Here is a 20,244-nt window from a genome sequence, read left to right on the forward strand (position 1 = left end):
GTCTCTGTTTGGCCAGAAAGCGATACCGTCGGTGAGCTTGTCGAGATGGCGATTAGGCCAAGTTATCGGGGGTAGACGGGCGTCTGCTTTCGACTTAACTCGGGCACACTAAGCAGGTGGCTGAAAGAGCGGGTCACTACCGCAAGCTTTTCGCTATGCATTCCGATACAACGTAAAAGGTTCACCAAGATGGCTTCCCGCGAAGTAACTGCCGCCGTAGTACCCGTGCTAGAAGATCTGCTCGACGATCAACGATTGGCGCGCTTGTTTTCCGATCGCGGCAGCGCTTGTGTACTCCAACTCTGGGTCCTTCAGATCAAGGCGGAGCAGGCGACAGAGAATCGGGTGATCTACGGGCGGCTTCTTCCTTACAACCATGCTAGCCAAGCGTGGTCAGCAAGCGACCGAGAGTGCTTTGAATCAGTCGGCAAAGCCAAGGCCCAGGTCGTTCGCCTGAATCTCTACCACTCGGCGGTGCGTAGCGCCGATGTCGTCCGCGGGCTCAGCGCAGGACGGACGATCACCGAGATCAGCCGTGAGCTCGCCTTCATGCTTCCCCCTGCGTTGGAAGAGCGTTTCGGATCAACAGCGCTAGTTCCAGATGTGATTGCCTTCCGCCCAGTCAGCTATCTGCTGAATAGGGCGGCGCTGGGGCGGCATTCGCCGGCCAGTCCGCATGAGAGTGCGGGTGCGCTGAGCGCATCGATCACACGGGTGGATAAGATCGCACTGCTGCGTGTCGACGGGTGCTTTGAGCGGACGTTGGCCCAGTTGGTCTGCCGTCGTCTCAAGGAAGACACTGGCATGGATTTTCGAGGCGCGGATAGCGCTCGGCTGGGCGACCTAGAGTGCCTAGTCTTTCCGACGTTAGACGAGGGCCAACACAACTTACTTTCGGTGGTGCGAACCCCGGCATCCAATGGAATTCGGGTCTGCTTTGATCCTGCGCAACTTCCGGCGTTCGCGCACTTTCAGGTTCGTTTATGCATCACAAACGACCGCGAAGTGGTTTATACAGCCATTGCGTCGACGAACCAGACAGAGGGCGGGCGTGCGGAGTGCGAGTTCCGGTTGGGCTCGTACGTGTATGCCGTCGCGGACACTGCGGAGCTCGAGATATTCGGCGAGCAGGATGATGCACCGGGTACGAGCAAGCTCTGTTGCCGATGGGCTATTGGCTACGTCCGTGAGATTAGCTTTCAAACCCATGTTTCGCCTGGCAACGTCGCACCCATCAGGTTCGACTGGCTCGAGAAGACAACGCGGGGTGTCGCGCCAGAGCGTACCGCGAAGGCATTGACGTTCAACCGAGGCCAAGCGCTGTCGAGCCGTGTCGGCGGCCGCATTACTGACCAATGGGTACCAGCCAACCGCGATCTGGATGCGCTGCTACGGCGACTGGATCCGCCAAGCTCATCGGGCGGCTTCTTCCCCCGGTGGGGTTGTAGCAACGGCGAAGGTCGCTTGAGGTTCGTCGAGTGGCTGCGATCAGTCTTAGCGAAACACCCACAAAGTCAGATCGCAATCTTCGATCCCTATTTCGAGGCCTCTGGGCTGGCCTTGCTGCTGTTGGGTCGTCCCAATGCGGCAGACTACCTTGTTTTCACCAGCGTGCCCAAGCAGCCTGCAAAGGGCAAACCCCAGCGCCGCAAGGGCGATAGCGCGGGCCAAGAGCGCTTGAGGGTTCTTCTGGCCAGTTGCCAGAGCAATGCCCATCTCTTTGGCCATAATTTTAACCTTCGCATTTACGGCCTCAAAGAAGGCTGGTTGCATGACCGCTATCTTCTCATCATGGGGCCTGACGGGCTGCCGGTGGCCGGATACAACCTTTCCAACTCACTTCAGATGGCTTCGGAAAACTTTCCGCTACTGGTTACCCCGATTCCGGCCGACACGCTGTTCGAGGTCGAGCGGTACAAAGCGGATCTTATGAGAGAGGCGTGCGCAACCCATTCGCCTGAAAGCGCCGCTTCACCAGTCAGTTTGCTCTATGACTCGGCAATCGTGCCAAAGGCATCGGTTGTTTATGAGCCCCTAGCCATCCTGAAGCACGGAAGCGCCGGCGACGTGCTTAGCGGGTGGCTGGACGAGGCGTCCTTAAAAGGGCTACACGGCGAGCCTCTGGTCGATCGCATGCACGCCCTAGGCCTGATCCGCGACGGGTCGCTGAAGTTGGAGGACTTGTCCGGACTCCAGAAGTGGCTTGCGGCTCCCGGTGGCGATTTTAGTTCGTTCGATGCCTGTTGGGAGGTGCTCGGCGAGTTGCTCGCTCATTCAATAGCTGGCGACAGCTCCTTTAAAGAGCTAAGTACGCAAGCGGGTTTTCTGACGTTTCTGAAGCGGTACCTGCAAACGTCATTCGCCCGTACGCCCGATACTTCCAATGCTCGCGGCCCGACCGTATCCGCGGAGCTTTTCCAAGAGACGCTTGACGCTCTACTGCACTGCGCACAGCGAGGTGAGACCTATCACTACCCGACCAAGTACAAGTCGCTGACTTGGCCGGAGTACTACGCCATTCGGATCTTATGGACCTGTGCGCCGGCCGACCTACTCGACGTCCTTGAAGCACACATCGAGGCGCTGAATGCGCAATCGACGGTAGCGGGTGATGTGGCCCTCGCGATATTGAGTCAGTCTCTCAGCGAAATGGCCCTGTCTCTCGCGATCGGGATCGACAACGCGCAGCGCCGCCGACTGCTCGCAAGCTCTGTCGGCTTGTTCCAATGGATGGGTTTGGAGGCGGCCGAGCAGGAGATGCATGCGCCGGATCCTGATGCGGCTGTAACTCAGTGGCTTGCTAGTGAGCCGGAAAGCAAGCGTACTCAAGTCCTCGGCTGGATGGTCCAACGAGCAGCAGGAAACCGGCAGGGGATCAAAGCATATCGCCGTCTAGTGTCCACGCTGCTGGATTCCCTGCCGCCCAAAGTGCCTGCAAAGAGGCTAGGGGACGTGGTCGACGCTATGCGTGGCCATATGCGAACGCTGCCGTGGGTCGAGCCGTGGCTGTTTAATGACGTCATCGCCCCGTTGCTCAGCACCGGTCGCGCATCCGTAGATGCCGCGGGAAATATATGGATGCAGGAGCTAGTTGCCTTGCTGGGCCCTAAGGCTGACGGCAGCTCGCGCCTTTTCGACCTGTCTCGAGAGGGTCAGACGACAAATGTCGCCGCGGCGCTTTTTGCGCAAAGCAGCGCCGAACGACAGAAGGCCCATCTCCGCAGCATAGAACGAATCTTGAGTCAGAATCGTCGCATCATCCAGCAACCCCTTGCCAGCACGACCAACTGGGCGGCATGGTATGACGCGCTGACAACGTCGCTGTGGATCGCGGGTTTCGCGCGTTGGGCGCGCTACTACCAGCGCACGTTGAATAAGGAAGTGGATGAGCTGGAACAGCTTGCAAAGGATGCGGATGCGCTGGCTGCAGCCCGGAGCCAGGAGGAGTGGGATTCCGCAAGTACACATCGGGACATGATTGAGTTTATCGCACGAGTGGACCAGCTGCAGGACGCGGACTAGTGAATTCCGTCGGAACACTTTGGCCGGCCCTGATGACTTAGATAAGGCGCAACGCCCGATCAATTGCGTGCACTCATGAGGGTTTAGGGCTGGGAACTGCAAGTAGACTAATGTCGCTGAGGCCCCGGATCTCTCCTGGCGGCCGAAAACAGGCGTCAGGGCAGGGCGATAAGGGTGCGTTATCGAGGGTAGGGCGGGCGTCTGCTTTAGACCCAAGCGGACATGTCCGTTGCCTAGGAACTTCGCCATTCCGCCCGAGGGCAGCGCCAGAAGGCACTCTCCGCCAACATCGCTCGAGCACGTCTTATGCAGGCGAACTGAATAGGTCAAAGGTCGTGTCACGATCGGGGACCCCGGGCATGGCGTGAATCATCTCGTCGACAACGTGGCCCGGGGCAATAAATCGCCGATGCTGACTGGCTCGAAACTCGTCCGTTACCCTAGGGCGTTCGGACCGGTAAAAAAGAGCTTGGCGCGCGTAGATCTGCACTACCTGATTGAGCACGTCGGCCTCGCCTGCGTCGATGAGGAGCGTCGACAGGCGCGGCTCATCCCTATATCGCATAGGAATAGCGTAAAGGACTGCGAGCCGCGGGGTGAGCGGCGCAAGGATGCGAGGCTGGCTTGGCGGGCCAGTTAGCGAATTGAGGTTGTGAAAGAAGCCGTCTCCAAACACGAACTCACGGTCAGGAGACAAGATGGCCGCAGCCTTGCCACTTACACCAAAGGCCTTCACGGCGCGGGTATGAATGTCTCGCAGGTTTAATGCGATGAGGCTGTTCCGCTCACGTTCGGGCAAGCGCCCGCGCAAGTGTTCCGCGAGGGAAACACATGTTTCACGTGTCATCGGGCTACGAACGGCCAGTGAGGTCAAAGATTCGACCATATGTCCGAAAAGTTTGTCCGAGCTGATTTGTGGAAGATACCTTTCTCGCTTGGGCTGCCCCATTCGTGGCTCAAACGCGAGAGATTCGAGCCAATCGATGACAGCCGGAAATCGATCGTCTGCCTGTTGAAAGACGGGTTCAAAATTCTGGTCCCAAGACGTGGATTGGCCTGGCTGCCGGCCAAGCTTTATGAAGTGACCATTGCCAATCACGCCAAACGATGCCGGTCGCGCATGGCGCTCTTCTCCAGTCGGGAGCAGCCAATGAACACCACCTGTTGTGTCGGTCCATCTTTCAGAGACGCACTGCGGCCACCAATGGTGCCGCTCCGACTTCATTTTGCTCATCAAGCGTCTCCGCTACTTACTTGTGCGGAACAGAGATAGGCCGGCAGGCAAGGTCCCAGCGAGGGCGAGCCGCCACCATTGCAACGGTTCCGCACTTTGGCAATCCTCGCACGCGGGAAGGTAGTGCTGTTTCCAATCGGAAATGCTCCGTTGAGCTCTCGAGGCATCACTAATCTACCGCCCAGCGGCAGCGGTTTGTGGCGCCCCTTCCTCAGCAGGGCCGTTCTTTTATGCAGGTCCGGGCTAAACGGACCTGTCCTTCCCTTTGCTTGTGGCGCGCTCGTCCATAGTTTTCGGTTTGGCCTTCCTAGCAAGCCCCTTTCTTGCTGTGGCGGGAAGCACTTCACACGCGACAATGAGACGTTCAGCGTAGAAGAACGCCGCTTGCCGTACCCTGCCCTGGGTGAAATACAGCAGCCAGAGGAGGGCCATGCACACCGCGGTGAGCACAGTCGCCACTTCCCCGGCGCTCAGAACGGATTCCAGATCGGGAGCCGCAGCAACGCGCTGTTCGAATGCCACAAGACCGTGCCGAAGGAAGGTCCAAGCAATGACGGCGCCGCAGATTCCTAACCCGAGCCACCTCAACCCGTAACCATTACGGCGGTACCCGTAGTTGATGTTGGCGCCAAACAAAAGAGCAAACTTCTTCTTGTCTCGTGTTGCCTCCCTCAACCAGGTGCAGCCCGCCGCGTAAACAGCATCCGCAGCAGTCGGGTCGACCCGCTCATCCGCTTCTGAGGGGAAGTTGACCTTGATTTTCTTCGCCAAAAAAGCGTGATAGCGGCGCTTGGTCATCGCGTCGAACACCTCGTTGCGGTGTCGCAGCACCTGCGTGCTTGGCACACCGCCCCAACGCGCGCGCAATTTTTCTTCCTTCGCCTTGCCCAGGCTCCGCGCCACATCCGCGAGCAGGTACATGACGCCCACGGTTACCGCGAGGCTGGCCAGGCTCCAAAGACTCCAAAGCTGGCTTGAATACAGGGAAACGGCCATGACCATGGCGGGCGCCAGGCACAGGAACGCCGGCGACAGACGTGCCTGGCGCTCGTAGGGATCGAGAACCAGGGCGGCTTTGGTCATCCAATTGCTGGGCAAGCGAGGAGTCATTCGTCACCCTCCTGAGCGAAGGGCACATATCTGAGCGCGCCGTAGCCCTCACGAGGAGGCATGCCAACACGGAATCGTATGTGGGTGCCTTTCGTTTGCGCGACTTGGAAGCCGCGACGGATGAAGGCGTTGGTCACGGAGCGCTTCGGATGCTTGGGTGCCTTCTTGGACGCGGACACGAAGGCCATGCGGGTGGGCTGTCTAGTCTCGGGCACAGGGTAGCCAACAATGCGGTTGAGTACATCGGTCGACACGTTATGGCGGCCACCATGGTGGGGGATCTGGACAAACGTAAGTTGCGCCGGCAACTGGATGCCTTGCGCTGCCGCGAAATCCGCAGCGGCCGCGAGTGATACCACCCCTGCGTCTCCGGTCAGGAGGTAACCCTGTCGGTCGTAGTGCGCGTAGAGAATGGCGCTGCTCTCGTTTTCTGCGCTCGTGCTGACGTTGCTTGGCAGGTACTCCGATTCCCAGGCGCTGTTCTGGTCTTCCATGGTGATGCGTTCAGCCGTCTCCAGCACGCTTTCCACCTTACGTTGTGGCGTTTTCTCAAATGCCGGCACCAGCTCATGGATGTAGCGGGCCCTGCCAGGCGATAGCACCTTGAAGATTCCCACCGTGGTGCCCGCGAACGGCTCATACACGGGAATGTTCCGCTTGAGCGCGGCCTACTCCAAGCAGTACGCCGCGCTCATTTTCTTCTGCAGGCGTTCTCGCAGGCTAGTGTCGGTCATGCGTCCATCGTGGAAGTACTGCCGAATCTGCGTGGAGTACTCCCAAGGGCGATGCATCCAAACCTCGCCCACGGTGAGGTTCTCCACGAGGTGGACAAGCCCTGCGGCGTGATCGTTGTCCGGATGGGAATTGACCAGGTAATCGATGTGGTCGGTGCCGTAGTACGTGCCGATGTGCTCAGCCAGCTTGCGGCCGTACTCCGCCGTGCCGCCGTCGTACACCAAGACGCGGTGCATATCCCCCTCGCGCCATCGCATCGCGATCGCGTCGCCACAATGCTCACCGTCGCCGACGGGGAGGAAATCGATTTCGAAAGCGTAAGTCATCGTCCCGTCTCATACTGCTGCTGTAGAGGCGAGCGCCTCTGAACCGGCAAGACGTCTCACGGAGACCTTGCCCACGAAAGAGGGTTGGACATCGCACAGGCACGGCATCAGAGCACCTGGCCCAGGGAGACGCTGACCTCGCCATGCGCGCCAGCGATCACCATGACGGAGGGCACGCCATCGGCCACAAGCGCGCAAGCGAGCTGGCCGAGCAGTTCGGCGTCGGTGGGACTTGGGGTAGCTCCAACTCCTGGGGGATGGGAGTGCCATTCGCCCACGTAGTCGACTTGCCCCTGGGTGCGGTCAAGGCAGGCCTGGCGTGTTTCAACGACGCCTTGCGTGCCGCGAATGAAATCGTGAGGGGTGGCTTGGCTGTCGCTGGGCGCAGGACATGCCTCGACCAAGTGGATGGTGTGAAGCTTGTGATCGACCACGCCCAACAGGATGCCTCCTGTTTCGCTCGGAAGGGCACCGTTGCGCATGGACGCAAGATCCGACTCCAACCCCAGATCCCAGTAGATGGTCCATCCACTCCGCGTCTGCTGGCATACCTCGAACACGGGCGCCTGGTGGAATGCCACCGCGCCGGTGTTCGGGTCTACCGTCCACGCGTGGATGCTGGCCGCGTCGTTGGCTACCGAGCGCTGTATTGCCTGATCCAGCAAGGCCGCGTGCAGGACAATCTGCGCGGCAGAGATCACGAACGAACGATCACGGCAGCCCGCTCCGACACGCACCGCGCCCTGTGGTCGCAGATGTACCGCGCCCCAGGGTTCCCGCAGCACGGCGCGGTAATACTGCGCTTCCAGGGCCGCCATACGGATGGCACGGAAGCGATCCTCCAGCAGCAAGACCGATCCCCGCCCCGAAGGCGTGAGGAAGACCGAGGCAGTACGTGGCATGTCGGTGGCTGACCAATCCCGTGGCACGTCCAGTGTGGTGGTGGCATCCACGAGCAGATCGGCCCCTGCGAGGGCCCGCTGGAGGGCCGCGTGGTCTTGCGCGTTGGCGCTCGCCTGAATGGCTTCGGTATCGCAGGGTTCCCCGAGGATGTCCTGCGTGAGGGCTTTGACCACGGCCACTTTGGGCAACCCGATGTGCGGGTCTCTGGCGAGGTGGCGCACCACGTTATGCGGCTCGACGATGTCAGGGTCGACCAGATCCCAGCGTCCCCATCCTTCACGGGCCCAGAGCTCGGCCAGCGCGCTCCCCAGGGCCCCAAGGCCAGCCAGCACTCCCCGCGGCCCCTCGTCCAAGCTGGCCAAGCCAGACAACAGGCGGGCCGTTCGGTTATCCACGCGGTAACGGATATGGATGGGGTCCAGGGCAAGCGATCGCCAAGCCTCGACCGTGGCTCCCGGCGCTTGCGGCTCGGACTGCATCGTCGTGAACGCAAACGCCGCTCCCCCGGGCTGCACCTGATGCAGGACGCCCAAGCAAAGCCCCAGCCCGGCGATATCGCCTTGAAGCAGGAACCCGACCACATCGACGCGCTCCACGTCGCCCGCCCGTAGTCGGGGCACACGCACGAGCAGCAGTACATGTGCGTTTGCGCTATCCCGGGCGGGCGTGAGTCCGCCCTTGGATGCCTGCCGGATAGCATCCGTCAGGGCAGGAAACAAGGACGAGCCAGCTTGTTCCAGCCGCGCCTGCAGCTCGCCCAGGGAACGGGGTGGGGATTGGATCGGCGGGTGGGCAACACCCGGGACCTCGCAGAGCAGCGGTACGAACGGAAGCCCCGGCGAGGCAAGTCCAGGGTCCGAGCCAAACGACCCGATCAGAGTCGTGTGCGGCGGCCCTTGATGGGCCAAGCGCAACCGCAAGGGTTGGTTGGGAAGGGCGGTCACGCCACGGAAGACTGAGGGCAGAACCAGGTGGACACCGGCGTCGTAAAATAACTGTTCCAGTGCTTGATCGTCGGCATGGAGGGAGCCATCGGCCGTTCGCTCAAGCCACTGCAGCACGCGGGTCAGAAACTTGCCCGCTGTCCAGGAGCGCTCGAGCTCGGACCATGGCTGGTCATACAGGCAGAGCGAGCGAGGCTCGTCCGCAGCGACCGAATGCTGGTGCAAGGTTTCAGGAAAGTCGCGGCGTAGCGGACGCACTTCGAATGGCATCGCGGCCGCCGGTCGATAGACCAAGGCCAGCCGTTCGCGGCGCAGGATGCCGACCGCGTTGCCGGGCGCTACCGTGCCATCGCCGACGTCCACCACGATAGCGAGACCGAGGGCATCGCCCGGCACACGCCGCAGCTCGACCACCTCCATATCGGGATGCTCGCCACAGGCGCGCAGCAAAGCCTGCAGCTGCGGCTCTTGCCGCTGATCCGCGGTCGCTCCCGGGATCAGCTCGCCCCACTCAACGAAGCACATGCGTCCCCGCTCGCGGGGCGGCGGCGGCGGCCACGGCGGCGATGCCCCGCGCACGTGCGGTCTTCTTCTTCGCGCCAGCCGCCGTGATCTCGATCTCCAACGGTTCGGGGGCGGACCGGTTGGGTTCTTCCCCGGTACATAGGAACAGACCACCCGGGCGCGACAAAATGGACTGATATTCGCTCTTGGCGCGGATGCACGGCGGGTCGCAATCGTCGTCTTGGATGGGCTTGGCGCTGGCGATGATCAGCGCCCCAAACTTGGCCTGTGCCAGCGCCGAGCGGGCGTCCGGGGCCACCTTCGCCTGTTCGCGCAAGGCCGACCAGCTGTCATAGGACAGCGAATGCCATGAACAATGATGGGGGGCCAACAAGACGTCGTAGGCGAGGACCTCCGGAGTGGCCTGATAGCGGCGCCACAGGCGCTCCCAGATGGCCACTTCGGCATCGCCGGCGGTGAGGAAGTGGCAGCTATCCTGCCGGAGCAGCGACGAGGCCAGCCGCATGTTGAGTACGGTGCTGGAGTGGTTCTTCGAGAGGAGTATTTCGTCGTCCTCCGGCTGCCGAGGCAGCGGCCCGAGCAACTGCGCTTGGAAAAAGCTGTTGGGCCTCCCGTTGACCGCCCTGAAGGTGTCGCCCGTGCGCACGAGAATTGCCGTCAGCGCATCGGTCTTGCCGTTTTCGTCCTCACCCAGGATCAGCACCCGCTCGCCATCGATCAGCGGCAGCCCCTCTTTGAAACGCTGGACACGGCGCTTGGCTTCCCGGTTGAAGGCCTTGGCGTCCTCGCACAACGTGTGCGTTCGCGAGGCGCGGCGGAAGACCATCGGCGAGGACCAGATTTCGCGGATGACGATCTTCTTTAGGTGATCGGGGAGCTTATCGTCCGGGTAATCCGCGATCGCGCCCAGATGGAAGTGGTTCTGCAGCCCAGTGCAATGGTCCTTGTCCGGGTGACTGAGCAAAAAGGCATCCACATACGGCCGGCCCTGGCCATCACGCGGGAGCCGTGCGCGCAGATCCGCGGCCACGTCCCGGGTGGGATCGTCCGGATCATCCGCGGCGCCACGGATGTTCACGTCGATCAAGATGTGAGTGGCCGGCTCATCCGCGAGGCGGACCAGCGCCATATCGCCACAACCGACGGGGAAAAAGGTGATCATGGCGCTCATTGGCGATCCTTCCGGGAGACAGGCCCTAGGGTGTGTGCCCAGTATACAGCTAATTTCTATATCCGTATAGTCACTATACGTGAAATCACGTTCACACGATAAGCCAATGAAAAATAAAGCGATCGACAAGCCGACCGCCCGCAGGGGACGCTGGGGTCAGGACAGGCGCCTGGAGTTCATCGATCACCGGCTTACCTGGGAGGGACGCCTGAACCGAACGGCCCTGACCGAGTTCTTCGGGATATCCATTCCCCAGGCATCGCTGGATCTGGCGCGCTACATGGAGCTAGCCCCGGGCAACACTGAGTACGACCTCTCTCAAAAGACCTACGTGGCGTTGCCGACTTTTCGGCCGCTTTTTGTCGATGCGAGCAGCGGGCGCTACCTGGCCGAACTCTATGCGCTGACAACCGGCGTGTTGTTGCCTGACGTCAGCTTTATCGGCTCGGCACCCCCGGCCGATGTGGTGCGGCACCCGACCCGAACGGTGGCCGCGCCCCATCTGCGGCTTGCGCTGATGGCCATACGAGAGGGACGCCAGTTAGTGATCAGCTACCAAGCCGTCAGCCGACCGGAACCGACTGAGCGGGTCGTCAGTCCTACGGTCTTTGCTTACGACGGCTACCGCTGGCACATGCGTGGGTACTGTCACTTGCGCAACGGGTACCGGGACTTTGTATTTGCTCGCATCCTGAGCATGACGATCGGGGACCGATCGGACCGAACCCTCGCCCAAGATGAAGCCTGGCATCGCATGCTGGATGTGGTGATTGCGCCGCACCCTTCGTTGGCCGAAGGTCCCCGCCGTGCCATTGCGTTGGACTACGGCATGGAAGACGACCAGCTTACTGTTCCCACACGCCAGGCCCTGGCTTACTACCTTCTCAAGCGCCTGGGCCTGGCCACGCCATCGGCGCTACCTGCCACGGAGCAGCAGATCGTGTTGGTGAATCGCGAGGACCTTATCCCCTACGTGCCTCAGTTGGCCCATCAGGCCGGCTGACCCGATCCCATGCAGCGTCACCCCCGTACACGCCGCACCGCCACGGCAACCTCGACCCCTTTGTCGCGCACCGTGGGTGGCGGTGGCGGAAGAGCGCCAACTGCAAAGCTCTTCGGTGATGAGGGCGCGTTGTTTCGCTGAGGTAGTGCATCCGATGGAAGGAGGGATTGCCTTACGTGCATTCCTTCTGGCACGACGCAGGAGAACGAGTGTGGCGGTGATGATTCCCAACTGTGGACCGGTTCCCAGGGCCAGCCACGCGGAACAGGAGGTCTATTACCTCATCCGGGATCAGTTGCAAGATGACTTCACGGTCATCCATAGCCTGCCTTGGCTGAGCGCCGCGGTCCGCGAGATCAGCGACGTCAAAGCGGTGACCGGCGAAATCGACTTTCTCGTGGTGCACGCGGACCTGGGTGTTCTCGCGATCGAGGTGAAGGGCGGCGCGCACAGCGTGCAGGGTGTGGCCTTCGTGCACATCGAATCGGGGACGCAAACCCGGGCGCTCGAGCAAGTCCGAGCGAGTACGCATGGCCTGGCGAGGTGGCTGGGAGGCCAGCCTGGCATCTACCTGCGGATGGGCTACGCGCTGGCGTTCCCGCACAGTGACTTTGAGGGTCAGGTGACGAGCCCGGGGTTAACGGATCTGAGCGTAGACCCTCCGCAAACCATCGTGATCGACAGGCCCGGTTTGCCGCATATGGGACGGCGGATCGTGGAGATCATGACCTATTGGCGCGGGGCACTGCGCAATCCGCCGTTGGGTGAGCAGCGGATGCGCGCATTGATCAACGCCATCTGCCCGGCCTTCGATGGCACTCCGTCGTGGGGCGCACGGGTGATCTGGGACGACAAAACGTGGTTGCGTCTGACCCCCGAGCAATCCGTCGTGATCGACGACATTGTGGGCGGCGATTCCACGGTGATCACCGGCTGGCCAGGCACCGGAAAAACTCTCCTGCTGATTGGTAGCGCCAGACGTCTGCTCCAGAAGGGCCAAAGGGTGTTGGTCTTGACCTTCAATGCGCTCCTTGCGCAGTTCATTCAGAGGCAGCTCGGACGTCATAAGCGGCTCAAGGTGGCCACGTGGCACGCGTTCTGCGGATCTGCTGCTGGGCGACCGAAGGGGGGAGGGGAGCGAGACACCGCGTGGCTGGACCAGGGGTGTGTCGACGATATTCGGCACGCCGCCGCGCATGGGGACCTCGAACCTTTCGACGCCATCCTGATCGATGAGGCGCAAACGTTCCGGCCGGCATGGATCCACTGGCTGAGCACTTGGCATGCTGATCGCCAATTGGTCGCGTGCTGCGATGAAACGCAAGTGTTCGCCTTCGAGGAAGAACGCGTCTCCGTCCCGCAACTTTGCCAATCCCTCGGCGTCTCACAGCCGTTTGGCCTCACGATCGCCCTTCGCGCACCCAGCGCGGTGTACCGGCGGCTCCGAGCGGTTAGGCGACCCGATTATCAGCTCACTATGCCGCGCGACATCGAGTCAGACACCTTGCAAGAAGTGTTGGTCGTCGGCGTGCCCGAGGCGCTGCACCGTACCCTCGCCATGCTTGCGGACAAGGGCGTGCCGACGTCGGACATTGTGGTGTTGGAAAAATATGGATGGGTTGCAGCGAGCGATCAAGCTGCACCCGTTCGCTTCTACTCGGTCTCACGCTTCCGCGGGTTGGAAGCGCCGGTCGTGATCGTGTTGCACGCCGAACAAATGGACGATGCCGAGCTGTTCTGTGCGTATTCCCGTGCCACGACGCTATGTATCGCATTGTATGACGCAGAAGTGTTGGGCGTGAAAGGGGCTGAGGGTGTGGACAGCCTTTTCCAGCAAACGCTGTTGGCCATGCCCGGCAACACCGCGCGAGCCGAGGCGGCGCGCCTGAGGGCCCATACCGGCGAAATTCTGCAGGCGAACTTCGATTTGAAATGGCTCGATTTGCGGAGCGCGCGGATCGCATGGTTGCCCGAGTGGGGAGCTTGGCTGATGGTCGCACACGAGGATCTGTCCCAGTTCTGGATCGACTATCTCGCGACCTACTACTCGTGGCCCATCTGCTATTGGCACGAAGATTCCTTGCGTGACATTTGGCTGGCATCGTCCGTGCGCGACGTCGCGGCGGATAGTCCCGGCGGCTCTCCGCACAGCGTGCGGCTTTGTCCGCGCTGCGCCTTTGTCACGCCCCACCGGCTTAACCCGCTGTCCCCAGAAGAGCCCAGGGCCTGTTCCATCTGCAGCCAGGCCCACGCACGGCCGGCACCACTCCCTGCGCAAGCCGTCCCTGAGCTTCAAAGACTCGATCGCCTCGTCATGGCGACCGACCCGAAGGCGCTGAGCGAGGCCGAGAAAAAGTCGTTGCCGCTATCGCTTGCCGCCGGCGCGGCGTGGTCGCTGGCCGAGCGCCATGGGGGCCATGATCTGGTGGGAGGTGGCCAGGTTGTCGGAGGCCGCGTCGCCTATCACGCCGCCGTCGGCTTCATGTATTCGTTGATCAATTTGCTGCCGCCGCATAAACCGTTTGAGGTACGCCGTATCGCGGCCGAGCTCTATGTTCGCTATTTGCCACCGCAGGGCTTGACGCTGGAACTCTGGCAGCGCGATTTCGCGCTTGCGTGCGGTGTCGCCTACAAGCGTGGCCATCTGAGCAAGGTGGCGAAGGGGATCTATGCCATCCCGCCAAGGTGATTAGACGAGCCTTGGCTGAGCAACTGGACGCTCCGTACCCATGGACGCTGACCTCGTTACGCCCCTTAGTGTGCGTGTCCGAAATGCTCGAACACGGCGAACTCGACCGCCGTCCCTTGCGCATCGAACCAGCCCAGCAGCTTCTTCAGTTCAGCGCGGCCGTCGGGCGCGAGCACCAGTTGGTTGATCATCGCGCGCACGCCGAGCCGATTGCGGTACTTGCGCCAACTGGCGGCCGGATTCCATGACAGGCTGAATCCATCAAAACCCACGCTCATCGACGACTGCGCGAGCCCGGCGCCAGCCAAAGCGTCGTCGACTCCTCGGGCGATGTCGACCAGCGTGCGCTCGTAGGTCGAGATAGGGCCGCCACTCGGGTTGTTGACGTGTTGCTGATATAACCCGAGCCAGTCGCGCACCGACCGGAAGCGATCGCGCAGTGCCACGGCACCGGCAATCAGGGCCCCAGGGCTGCTGGCCTCACGGATGACCTGTAACGGAATCGGGTCGAGCATCAGCCGTAGTGACATCAGCGATTCGCTGCGCGTCTCGCGTCGCTGCAGCTTGGTCCGGCTGGTACGCACCATGTCGAGGGTGCGATCGGCTGCACTGGCGTCAGGGAGTGCGACGCCAGCGATCTGATAAAAGCGGCGGCGCGCCGGGTGCGGCGTATAAGGGGTGTCGAACTTCACCGCACGTGCCAGCATGCCGGCGCCGCCCCATAGGATCTGTGATTCCAGCGGGTGGGAGCTGACCCCGTGCTCACGGTACGCGGTCCTGTATTGCTCATGAAGTTCCCGTAGCGGCGCAGTGAACGCCAAGCGCTCGACAAACGCCTCTCGCACTGCACCCAACTCCGGGTCGCGCGGCTGGAAGTCGTATCCGCGCAATGCACCTTGTTGCGTGGCGGGAGCGAACAGATGGCCGGCACGCTGCCACGCGTCGACGTGGGCGGCCTCGACCAGGATCTGGTCGCGCAGCACCAAGTCTGTGAGCAGGTCAAACAGGCACTCCAGCGCGATGGCAGCCGCGGGCACCGACTTCAGCTGCGGCGCCCCGTCGGCTGTAACCTGCAGCAACTGACACTGATCGCGATCGAGCCCTTCGGTTAGCAGCTCCGCCACAATCTGCAATGACCAGTTGTCGGCAATGACCGCCTGTCCCATACATCCGTACCGTCTGAAGAGTTCTGGCATCGTACCCAGAATAGGCCCAACTTCTGTCGCTCAAGACTGTCATCGAGCGGCCAATCAATAGGCTCGCGATGCTCGACCCCGTAGCGACCGCGTGCGCAGCATTAGCTATCTTCGAGCAGACGAGCGGCAGGATTCGCGGAAGCGTTCCCTGTCTGGAAATACCCCACCACGCTGGACACGGCCCGGTGCTCCGTCATCGCCATGATCGCCGGCAGCGCCACACCCTGGCGGCTGGCCTCGGTGACGAAGCCCGAGCGCAGACTGTGTCCGCCGAAGTCGCCCTCCAGTCCGGCCAGGCGGGCCCGGCGCTGCACCAGCTCACCCACGGCCGCCGGGGACAGGGGAGGGCCGACGCGGTCCTTCCAAAGCCGCCGAAAGAGCGCCCCCTCGGTGATCCCGGCGGCGCTCAGCCAGGCTTCCAACGCCGCGGCGGCCCGATTGAGCACCGGCTTGTCTGGCGTCGAGCCGGCCGTGACGCCACCTTGCTGGGTCTTGCTGTGCTCGAGGCGATAGATGTACGCCTGCGGGCCGATCCGGCGCAGGTCGCGCAGATCCGCCGCGGCGATCTCGCTGCGCCGACGTCCACCGCTGGCAAAGCCAAAGCAGAGCAGGGCGCGATCGCGGATTCCTTCCAGGCTATCGTCGCAGGTCGCCAGCATTGCCTCGAGTTCCGCCAGGGTGATCGCAGTCTTCTTCCGCGGCCGCTCGCCGCGTTTGACCGCGGCGCGGGCGGCGCGGCTGAGCACGGTGCGGATCGCCGGCTGCTCGCACGGGTTCGGCAGCCGCTTGAGCCGGTGAGCCGTCGAGAGCACGGCGACCCGATGGCGCACGGTGGCCAGCGTCCACGGACCGGGTTTGGCCTTGAGGCCGGCGGCCACCAAGGCTTGGTCGACCGCCGGCGGCAGTTCCCAGGCCAATTCGCCCTCGGCCGACCGGCGCACCACGTGGTCGACCACGAACTGCAGCACGGTGGCTTCCGGCACCGCTGCGGGTGGTGTTGGCCGCAGCCGCTTCGGCGAGCAGTTCACGCACCGCGTCGGCGGCCTGTTGGGCCAGTTGCTCAGGAAGCGCCAAGCTGGCCGCGGGTTGGGCAGGGGTCGGAAGGGCGGAAATATCTTTCATAGCGTGTAATGTATACTACGAAATGGGGCGTATACCCGCGATAATCATCACTTATCGCGGCTGAAAACGCCGGATAGGGCCGCCCGACCCAGGAGACACGCGCATGCCCCGGGGCATCACCCAAGAGCAGGTCAATGCTGCGGCGGATGCGATTCTGGGCGCCGGCAAGAACCCTACGGTCGAAAAGATCCGCGCGGCGCTGGGTACGGGCTCGCCCAACACGATCATCCGTATGCTCGACGTGTGGCGCAGCCAGGTCGGGGGGCGGTTGCGTCAGGTCAACGCCTTACCGGAGGTGCCTGGTCATGTGAGCCACGCCATGGCCGAGCTGTGGCGAATGGCCATCGAGGAATCCGAGCGCGCGCTGACCGACCGCTTCGCGGGCGAGCGTGCCGCGCTGGAGGCTTCCGCGGCAAAGCTGACGCAGGAACGTGATTCCTGCAAAGCGCGATTGCAGGAAGCGGCCGCTGAGGTCGCACGGGCCAGAACCGAGCGGGATCTGGCCGAACACGCCTGCGCAACCCTGGACAGCCAGTTGCAGGACAGCCATGCGTTGCGCACGGATCTGCTGCAGCAACGCGATCGGCTTCAGAGCCTGTGTGACCGCCAGTCCGAAGAACTGCGGCAACTGAGGGGACAGCAGTAGGGGGCGGCCTGGATGCCGATCGTGCCTGAAACAGCCACGTCTTTGATTTTACATAATAGACAGTTTGACGGGTTCAGCGACCGCACCACCCCCGAACGGGGGTCATTGTGGGAATCGTTGCAGCACAAGGCCTGGCAGGGCACGAGACGCCGCATGATGATGCTGGCGCACGTGCAGCGCGCGTGCATGACCCGCGGCTTTCATGGCCGGGGCAGCACTGATGGAGTGGTGCCGCCAATACTTCGGTGAGGCCTGCGATCCGCGCTGGCTTGGCATCGCCCGTGAGGCCGGCCCAAGCGTAACGCCTGGGCACGTCGCCGCGATCATGTGGACCCTCAAGGAGTGCGCCTCCAAGGCACGCCCTCGCGGCTCCGTCGCCGGCTACGACGCCCAGGCGATCAGCGACTTCTATGGGTGGTCGCTGGACTCGATCATCCGGCCGACCGTGGCCGCGATCGAGGCGCGCGGGATCATCGTGGACGGCCACCTCGCCAACTGGGATGACCTCCAGCCGGTCAAGCACGATCGCACCAATGCCGCGCGCCAGCAGGCTTATCGGGACCGCCAGAGGGTCAAGAAGGCGGAGGGGCAAGTGCCTGCTCCTGGCGCCGCCTGCCCCGCCCGTAACGGCGTTACGAGCGTAACGAGTAACGAGTCACGCGAAGTAACGACCACAGAGGAGAAAGAGCAGAGCAACTGCTCTTTCTCCGATAGCTCTAGGCAAGATACAAACACCTCGCTTAAGTCAGATACATCGCGCACCGTGCGCGAGCGCGGGTGCGCGATCGTTAATCCGGGTGAGTTCTGGGGGTGGGCAGAGGCCCACGGCATCCCCACGACATTCGGCCTTCGCCGGTTCCAAGCCCGGAACCTCAGCAACTGGATCGTCCAGGGCATCACCGACGCTCAGCTCGGCGATGCGCTCGGCCGTGCACAGGCAGCACGAGCCAAGGCTGGCAGCCAGGCACCGGTCAACCTCGGCTACCTGGCGTGCTTCGTCGACGAGGTGCTGTCCGGCGAACAGCCCCGATCCAACCAGCAAACGGGAGGTGGCAATGAGCGAGGTGACGAGCTCAGCCGCGAATTCGCTCGCGTTGGCTGACCAAGAGGCGCTGCGCGTTGCCGTGGCCGAGCTGTTCTGCGTGTTCAAGCGCAAGTACGGCCATCGCTGGCGAGAGCAGTTCGAGGATCCGCAGGCGCGGCCAGTGTGGTTTGCATCCTTGCGCGCCGCTGGCATCACGGCCGATGCGGTCAAGCGCGGGCTGGCCATGCTGTCGAAGGTCGGTACCGGCTGGCCGCCGAGCGATGAGGAGTTCATCCGGCTGTGCAGTCCGGATGCGCCGCCGCTCGAGTCGGCGTTGAGCGAGGCGCTCAACTGGGCGAGGGACACGAAGGGCGAGTTCACGTTCAGCCATCCGGCGATCGGTGCCGCGGCAAGGTCGGTGAGCGCCTGGGCTTTGCGGTCGGAGAGTGCGAGCCGAGTGCGGCAGCTGTTCGATGGCGCCTACCGCGTGGCCCTGAACCAGCACGCGATGGGCGCTGACTTGAGCGCGCCGCTGCCGAAGTCGCTGCCGGCGGAGGTGCGCAAGCGGATCCCACCTGGTGCCGCCGATCCGCCGGCGGTGGCTGCTGCGCGGGCGAAGGCCGCGCGTCTGCTGGGGCTCGCGTCATGATGGTTCGCCTTACCGTTGTTCTACCCACCACCACACTTACCTCAGGGGTAGGGCTGGAAGCCCTCAACCGTGGCGGTCTAGCCGCTGCACCCTCGACTCAGGGTTCGGTGCTACGTGGGTTTGGACTGAACCCGAAAGGCGACGGCCCGAAAGCCTTGCGTGGTGCGGGCTGCGGGCGTGCTGCTGGGGTCGGGGCAGGACACCCCCCTCCGAAAGCAGGCCCCACGGCCCCCGGGGGCCTTACCTGTTTGCCCCTCGAAAAATGGGAGGCCTCCCGGGTTTTGGCCGGAGGGGGCGCGGGGGAGGTGCTGCGTGGCTGAGGTGCCGCCGATCCCGGCCGGGCTGGTCCTGCCGGCGCAGGAGCTGCAGCTGCGGGCGACCCTCCTTGCCGAGGGCGGGCCGCTGGCGAGTGCGCTGCGCGCCGTGGAGGCTCGGGCGTGGCGTGATGCGACGTGGTTGTGCACGTGCTGGCTGTGGGTGCAGTGCCTGGTGGTGGTGCGCGGGTTCCGGGGCGCGACGACCGTGGCCGACTACGTGGAGGCGGTGGCGCGTTTCGTCAGCTGGACCGAGGAGCAGGGGCTGAACTGGCGCGAGCTGCAGACGCGCGACCTAGACAGCTGGCAGCGGTGGCTGTACGTGCGGCGGCGTCTGTCCGCCTCTGCTCGGCGGCAGGCGCTGATGGCCGTGCGCAGCCTGTTCAGCTACCTGGACACACGCGGCGAGGGCAGGGACGTGACCCGCGGCTATGCCGCGCCCAAGCGCGTCACCAGCCAGGCGAAGAAGTACACGCCGGCACAGCTGCGTGCACTGTTTGCCGCGGTCGACGAGGGCGACACGGAGGAGGTTCGCCAGCGCGACCGGGCCATGCTGCTGGTGCTGCTGACCGCCGGCCTGCGGCGCGAGGAACTGTCCGCCCTGCGCGTCGACCAGCTGGAGCTGGCCAGCGATCGCAAGGGCCTGGTGCACGTGTTCGGCAAGGGCGCCAAGGAGCGCACGGTGCCGATCGAGGGGCCCGTGGTTCGGGAACTGCTGCGGTGGCTGGACATGCGCAGCCGCTTGCCTGAGCTGCACACCGACGCGGTGTTCGTGAACCTGTCACGCAGCGGCGGCAAGGGTGCCGGGCTGGGCGTGCGGGCAGTGGAGAACACCGTGACCCGCACGGCGCGCCGCGCCGGACTGGGCACGTGGGGTGTGCACCGGTTCCGCGTGACGTTCGCAACGATGCTCTACGACGATGGAACTGACATCGAACGCATTCGCGTGCTGATGGGCCATGAGTCGATCGAAACCACCCGGCGCTACCTGGCGGTCAGCAGCCGCATGAACCGCCACAGCCTGAAGGCCCACCGGCAACACGCCGCGCTGGGGACTACGCCCGACGACCTGCCGTTGTGGGCGCAAGACATCGAGAGGAAGCGCAATGGATCCGGCATTCTCCCGTCCCG

14 protein-coding genes and 1 pseudogene are annotated in these 20,244 nt (G+C 63.2%); 7 read left to right on the top strand and 8 right to left on the bottom strand.

Features of this window, described 5'->3' with window-relative positions:
* Nucleotides 1-189 precede the first annotated feature (189 nt).
* Nucleotides 190-3,522 carry a VPA1262 family protein gene (locus VFH59_RS00950; RefSeq protein ID WP_325163012.1) on the top strand — a complete coding sequence of 1,111 codons (3,333 nt, stop codon included), beginning with the start codon at nucleotides 190-192 and terminating at the stop codon, nucleotides 3,520-3,522.
* 304 nt (nucleotides 3,523-3,826) lie between these two features.
* Here VFH59_RS00950 and VFH59_RS00955 read toward each other — a convergent pair whose 3' ends face one another.
* The 6 genes from VFH59_RS00955 to VFH59_RS00980 all read right to left on the bottom strand — a co-directional run bounded on the left by VFH59_RS00955 (nucleotide 3,827) and on the right by VFH59_RS00980 (nucleotide 10,470).
* Nucleotides 3,827-4,756: a hypothetical protein gene (locus VFH59_RS00955; protein ID WP_325163013.1), complete on the bottom strand. Its 930-nt coding sequence runs from the start codon at nucleotides 4,754-4,756 to the stop codon at nucleotides 3,827-3,829.
* A gap of 243 nt (nucleotides 4,757-4,999) precedes the next feature.
* Nucleotides 5,000-5,839, bottom strand: coding sequence for a hypothetical protein (locus VFH59_RS00960; RefSeq protein ID WP_325163014.1), 840 nt, complete (start codon nucleotides 5,837-5,839; stop codon nucleotides 5,000-5,002).
* A gap of 23 nt (nucleotides 5,840-5,862) precedes the next feature.
* A complete protein-coding gene (locus VFH59_RS00965) occupies nucleotides 5,863-6,510 on the bottom strand; it encodes a hypothetical protein (protein ID WP_325163015.1) in 648 nt (215 codons plus the stop codon).
* 24 nt (nucleotides 6,511-6,534) lie between these two features.
* A complete protein-coding gene (locus VFH59_RS00970; RefSeq protein WP_325163016.1) occupies nucleotides 6,535-6,927 on the bottom strand; it encodes an MBL fold metallo-hydrolase in 393 nt (130 codons plus the stop codon).
* A gap of 107 nt (nucleotides 6,928-7,034) precedes the next feature.
* The gene (locus tag VFH59_RS00975; RefSeq protein ID WP_325163017.1) at nucleotides 7,035-9,299 is read right to left on the bottom strand and encodes a ThiF family adenylyltransferase; all 2,265 of its coding nucleotides are present in this window, start codon (nucleotides 9,297-9,299) and stop codon (nucleotides 7,035-7,037) included.
* A complete protein-coding gene (locus VFH59_RS00980) occupies nucleotides 9,286-10,470 on the bottom strand; it encodes a metallohydrolase (RefSeq protein ID WP_325163018.1) in 1,185 nt (394 codons plus the stop codon). The genes VFH59_RS00975 and VFH59_RS00980 overlap by 14 nt, the downstream gene beginning before the upstream one ends.
* A gap of 106 nt (nucleotides 10,471-10,576) precedes the next feature.
* Between VFH59_RS00980 and VFH59_RS00985 the strand changes: the two genes are divergently transcribed.
* Entirely contained in the window at nucleotides 10,577-11,473 is an 897-nt protein-coding gene (locus tag VFH59_RS00985) for a helix-turn-helix transcriptional regulator (protein WP_325163019.1), read from the top strand.
* A 220-nt stretch (nucleotides 11,474-11,693) separates the two neighbouring features.
* Nucleotides 11,694-14,162, top strand: coding sequence for an NERD domain-containing protein/DEAD/DEAH box helicase (locus VFH59_RS00990; protein ID WP_325163026.1), 2,469 nt, complete (start codon nucleotides 11,694-11,696; stop codon nucleotides 14,160-14,162).
* 65 nt (nucleotides 14,163-14,227) lie between these two features.
* Here the strand turns inward: VFH59_RS00990 and VFH59_RS00995 are convergent, their stop codons facing one another.
* On the bottom strand, nucleotides 14,228-15,328 hold the full coding sequence (locus VFH59_RS00995) for a hypothetical protein (RefSeq protein ID WP_325163020.1): 1,101 nt from the start codon (nucleotides 15,326-15,328) through the stop codon (nucleotides 14,228-14,230).
* A 131-nt stretch (nucleotides 15,329-15,459) separates the two neighbouring features.
* Nucleotides 15,460-16,480 (bottom strand): annotated as a pseudogene (locus VFH59_RS01000) (site-specific integrase).
* A 103-nt stretch (nucleotides 16,481-16,583) separates the two neighbouring features.
* On the opposite strand from VFH59_RS01000, the gene VFH59_RS01005 reads away from it, so the two are divergent.
* The 4 genes from VFH59_RS01005 to VFH59_RS01020 form a co-directional block, all read left to right on the top strand.
* Nucleotides 16,584-17,126, top strand: a complete 543-nt coding sequence (locus tag VFH59_RS01005) for a DNA-binding protein (RefSeq protein WP_325163021.1) — start codon at nucleotides 16,584-16,586, stop codon at nucleotides 17,124-17,126.
* 202 nt (nucleotides 17,127-17,328) lie between these two features.
* Nucleotides 17,329-18,228: a hypothetical protein gene (locus tag VFH59_RS01010; RefSeq protein WP_325163022.1), complete on the top strand. Its 900-nt coding sequence runs from the start codon at nucleotides 17,329-17,331 to the stop codon at nucleotides 18,226-18,228.
* Complete coding sequence (locus VFH59_RS01015) at nucleotides 18,182-18,799, top strand: hypothetical protein (protein WP_325163023.1); 618 nt, start codon at nucleotides 18,182-18,184, stop codon at nucleotides 18,797-18,799. Before VFH59_RS01010 ends, VFH59_RS01015 begins: the two co-directional genes overlap by 47 nt.
* 312 nt (nucleotides 18,800-19,111) lie before the next feature.
* Nucleotides 19,112-20,244, top strand: a 1,133-nt coding sequence (locus tag VFH59_RS01020; RefSeq protein WP_325163024.1) for a tyrosine-type recombinase/integrase, incomplete at its 3' end; no start/stop codon positions are given.

This window comes from Frateuria sp. (genome assembly GCF_035695185.1).
Taxonomy (GTDB): Bacteria; Pseudomonadota; Gammaproteobacteria; order Xanthomonadales; family Rhodanobacteraceae; genus Frateuria_A.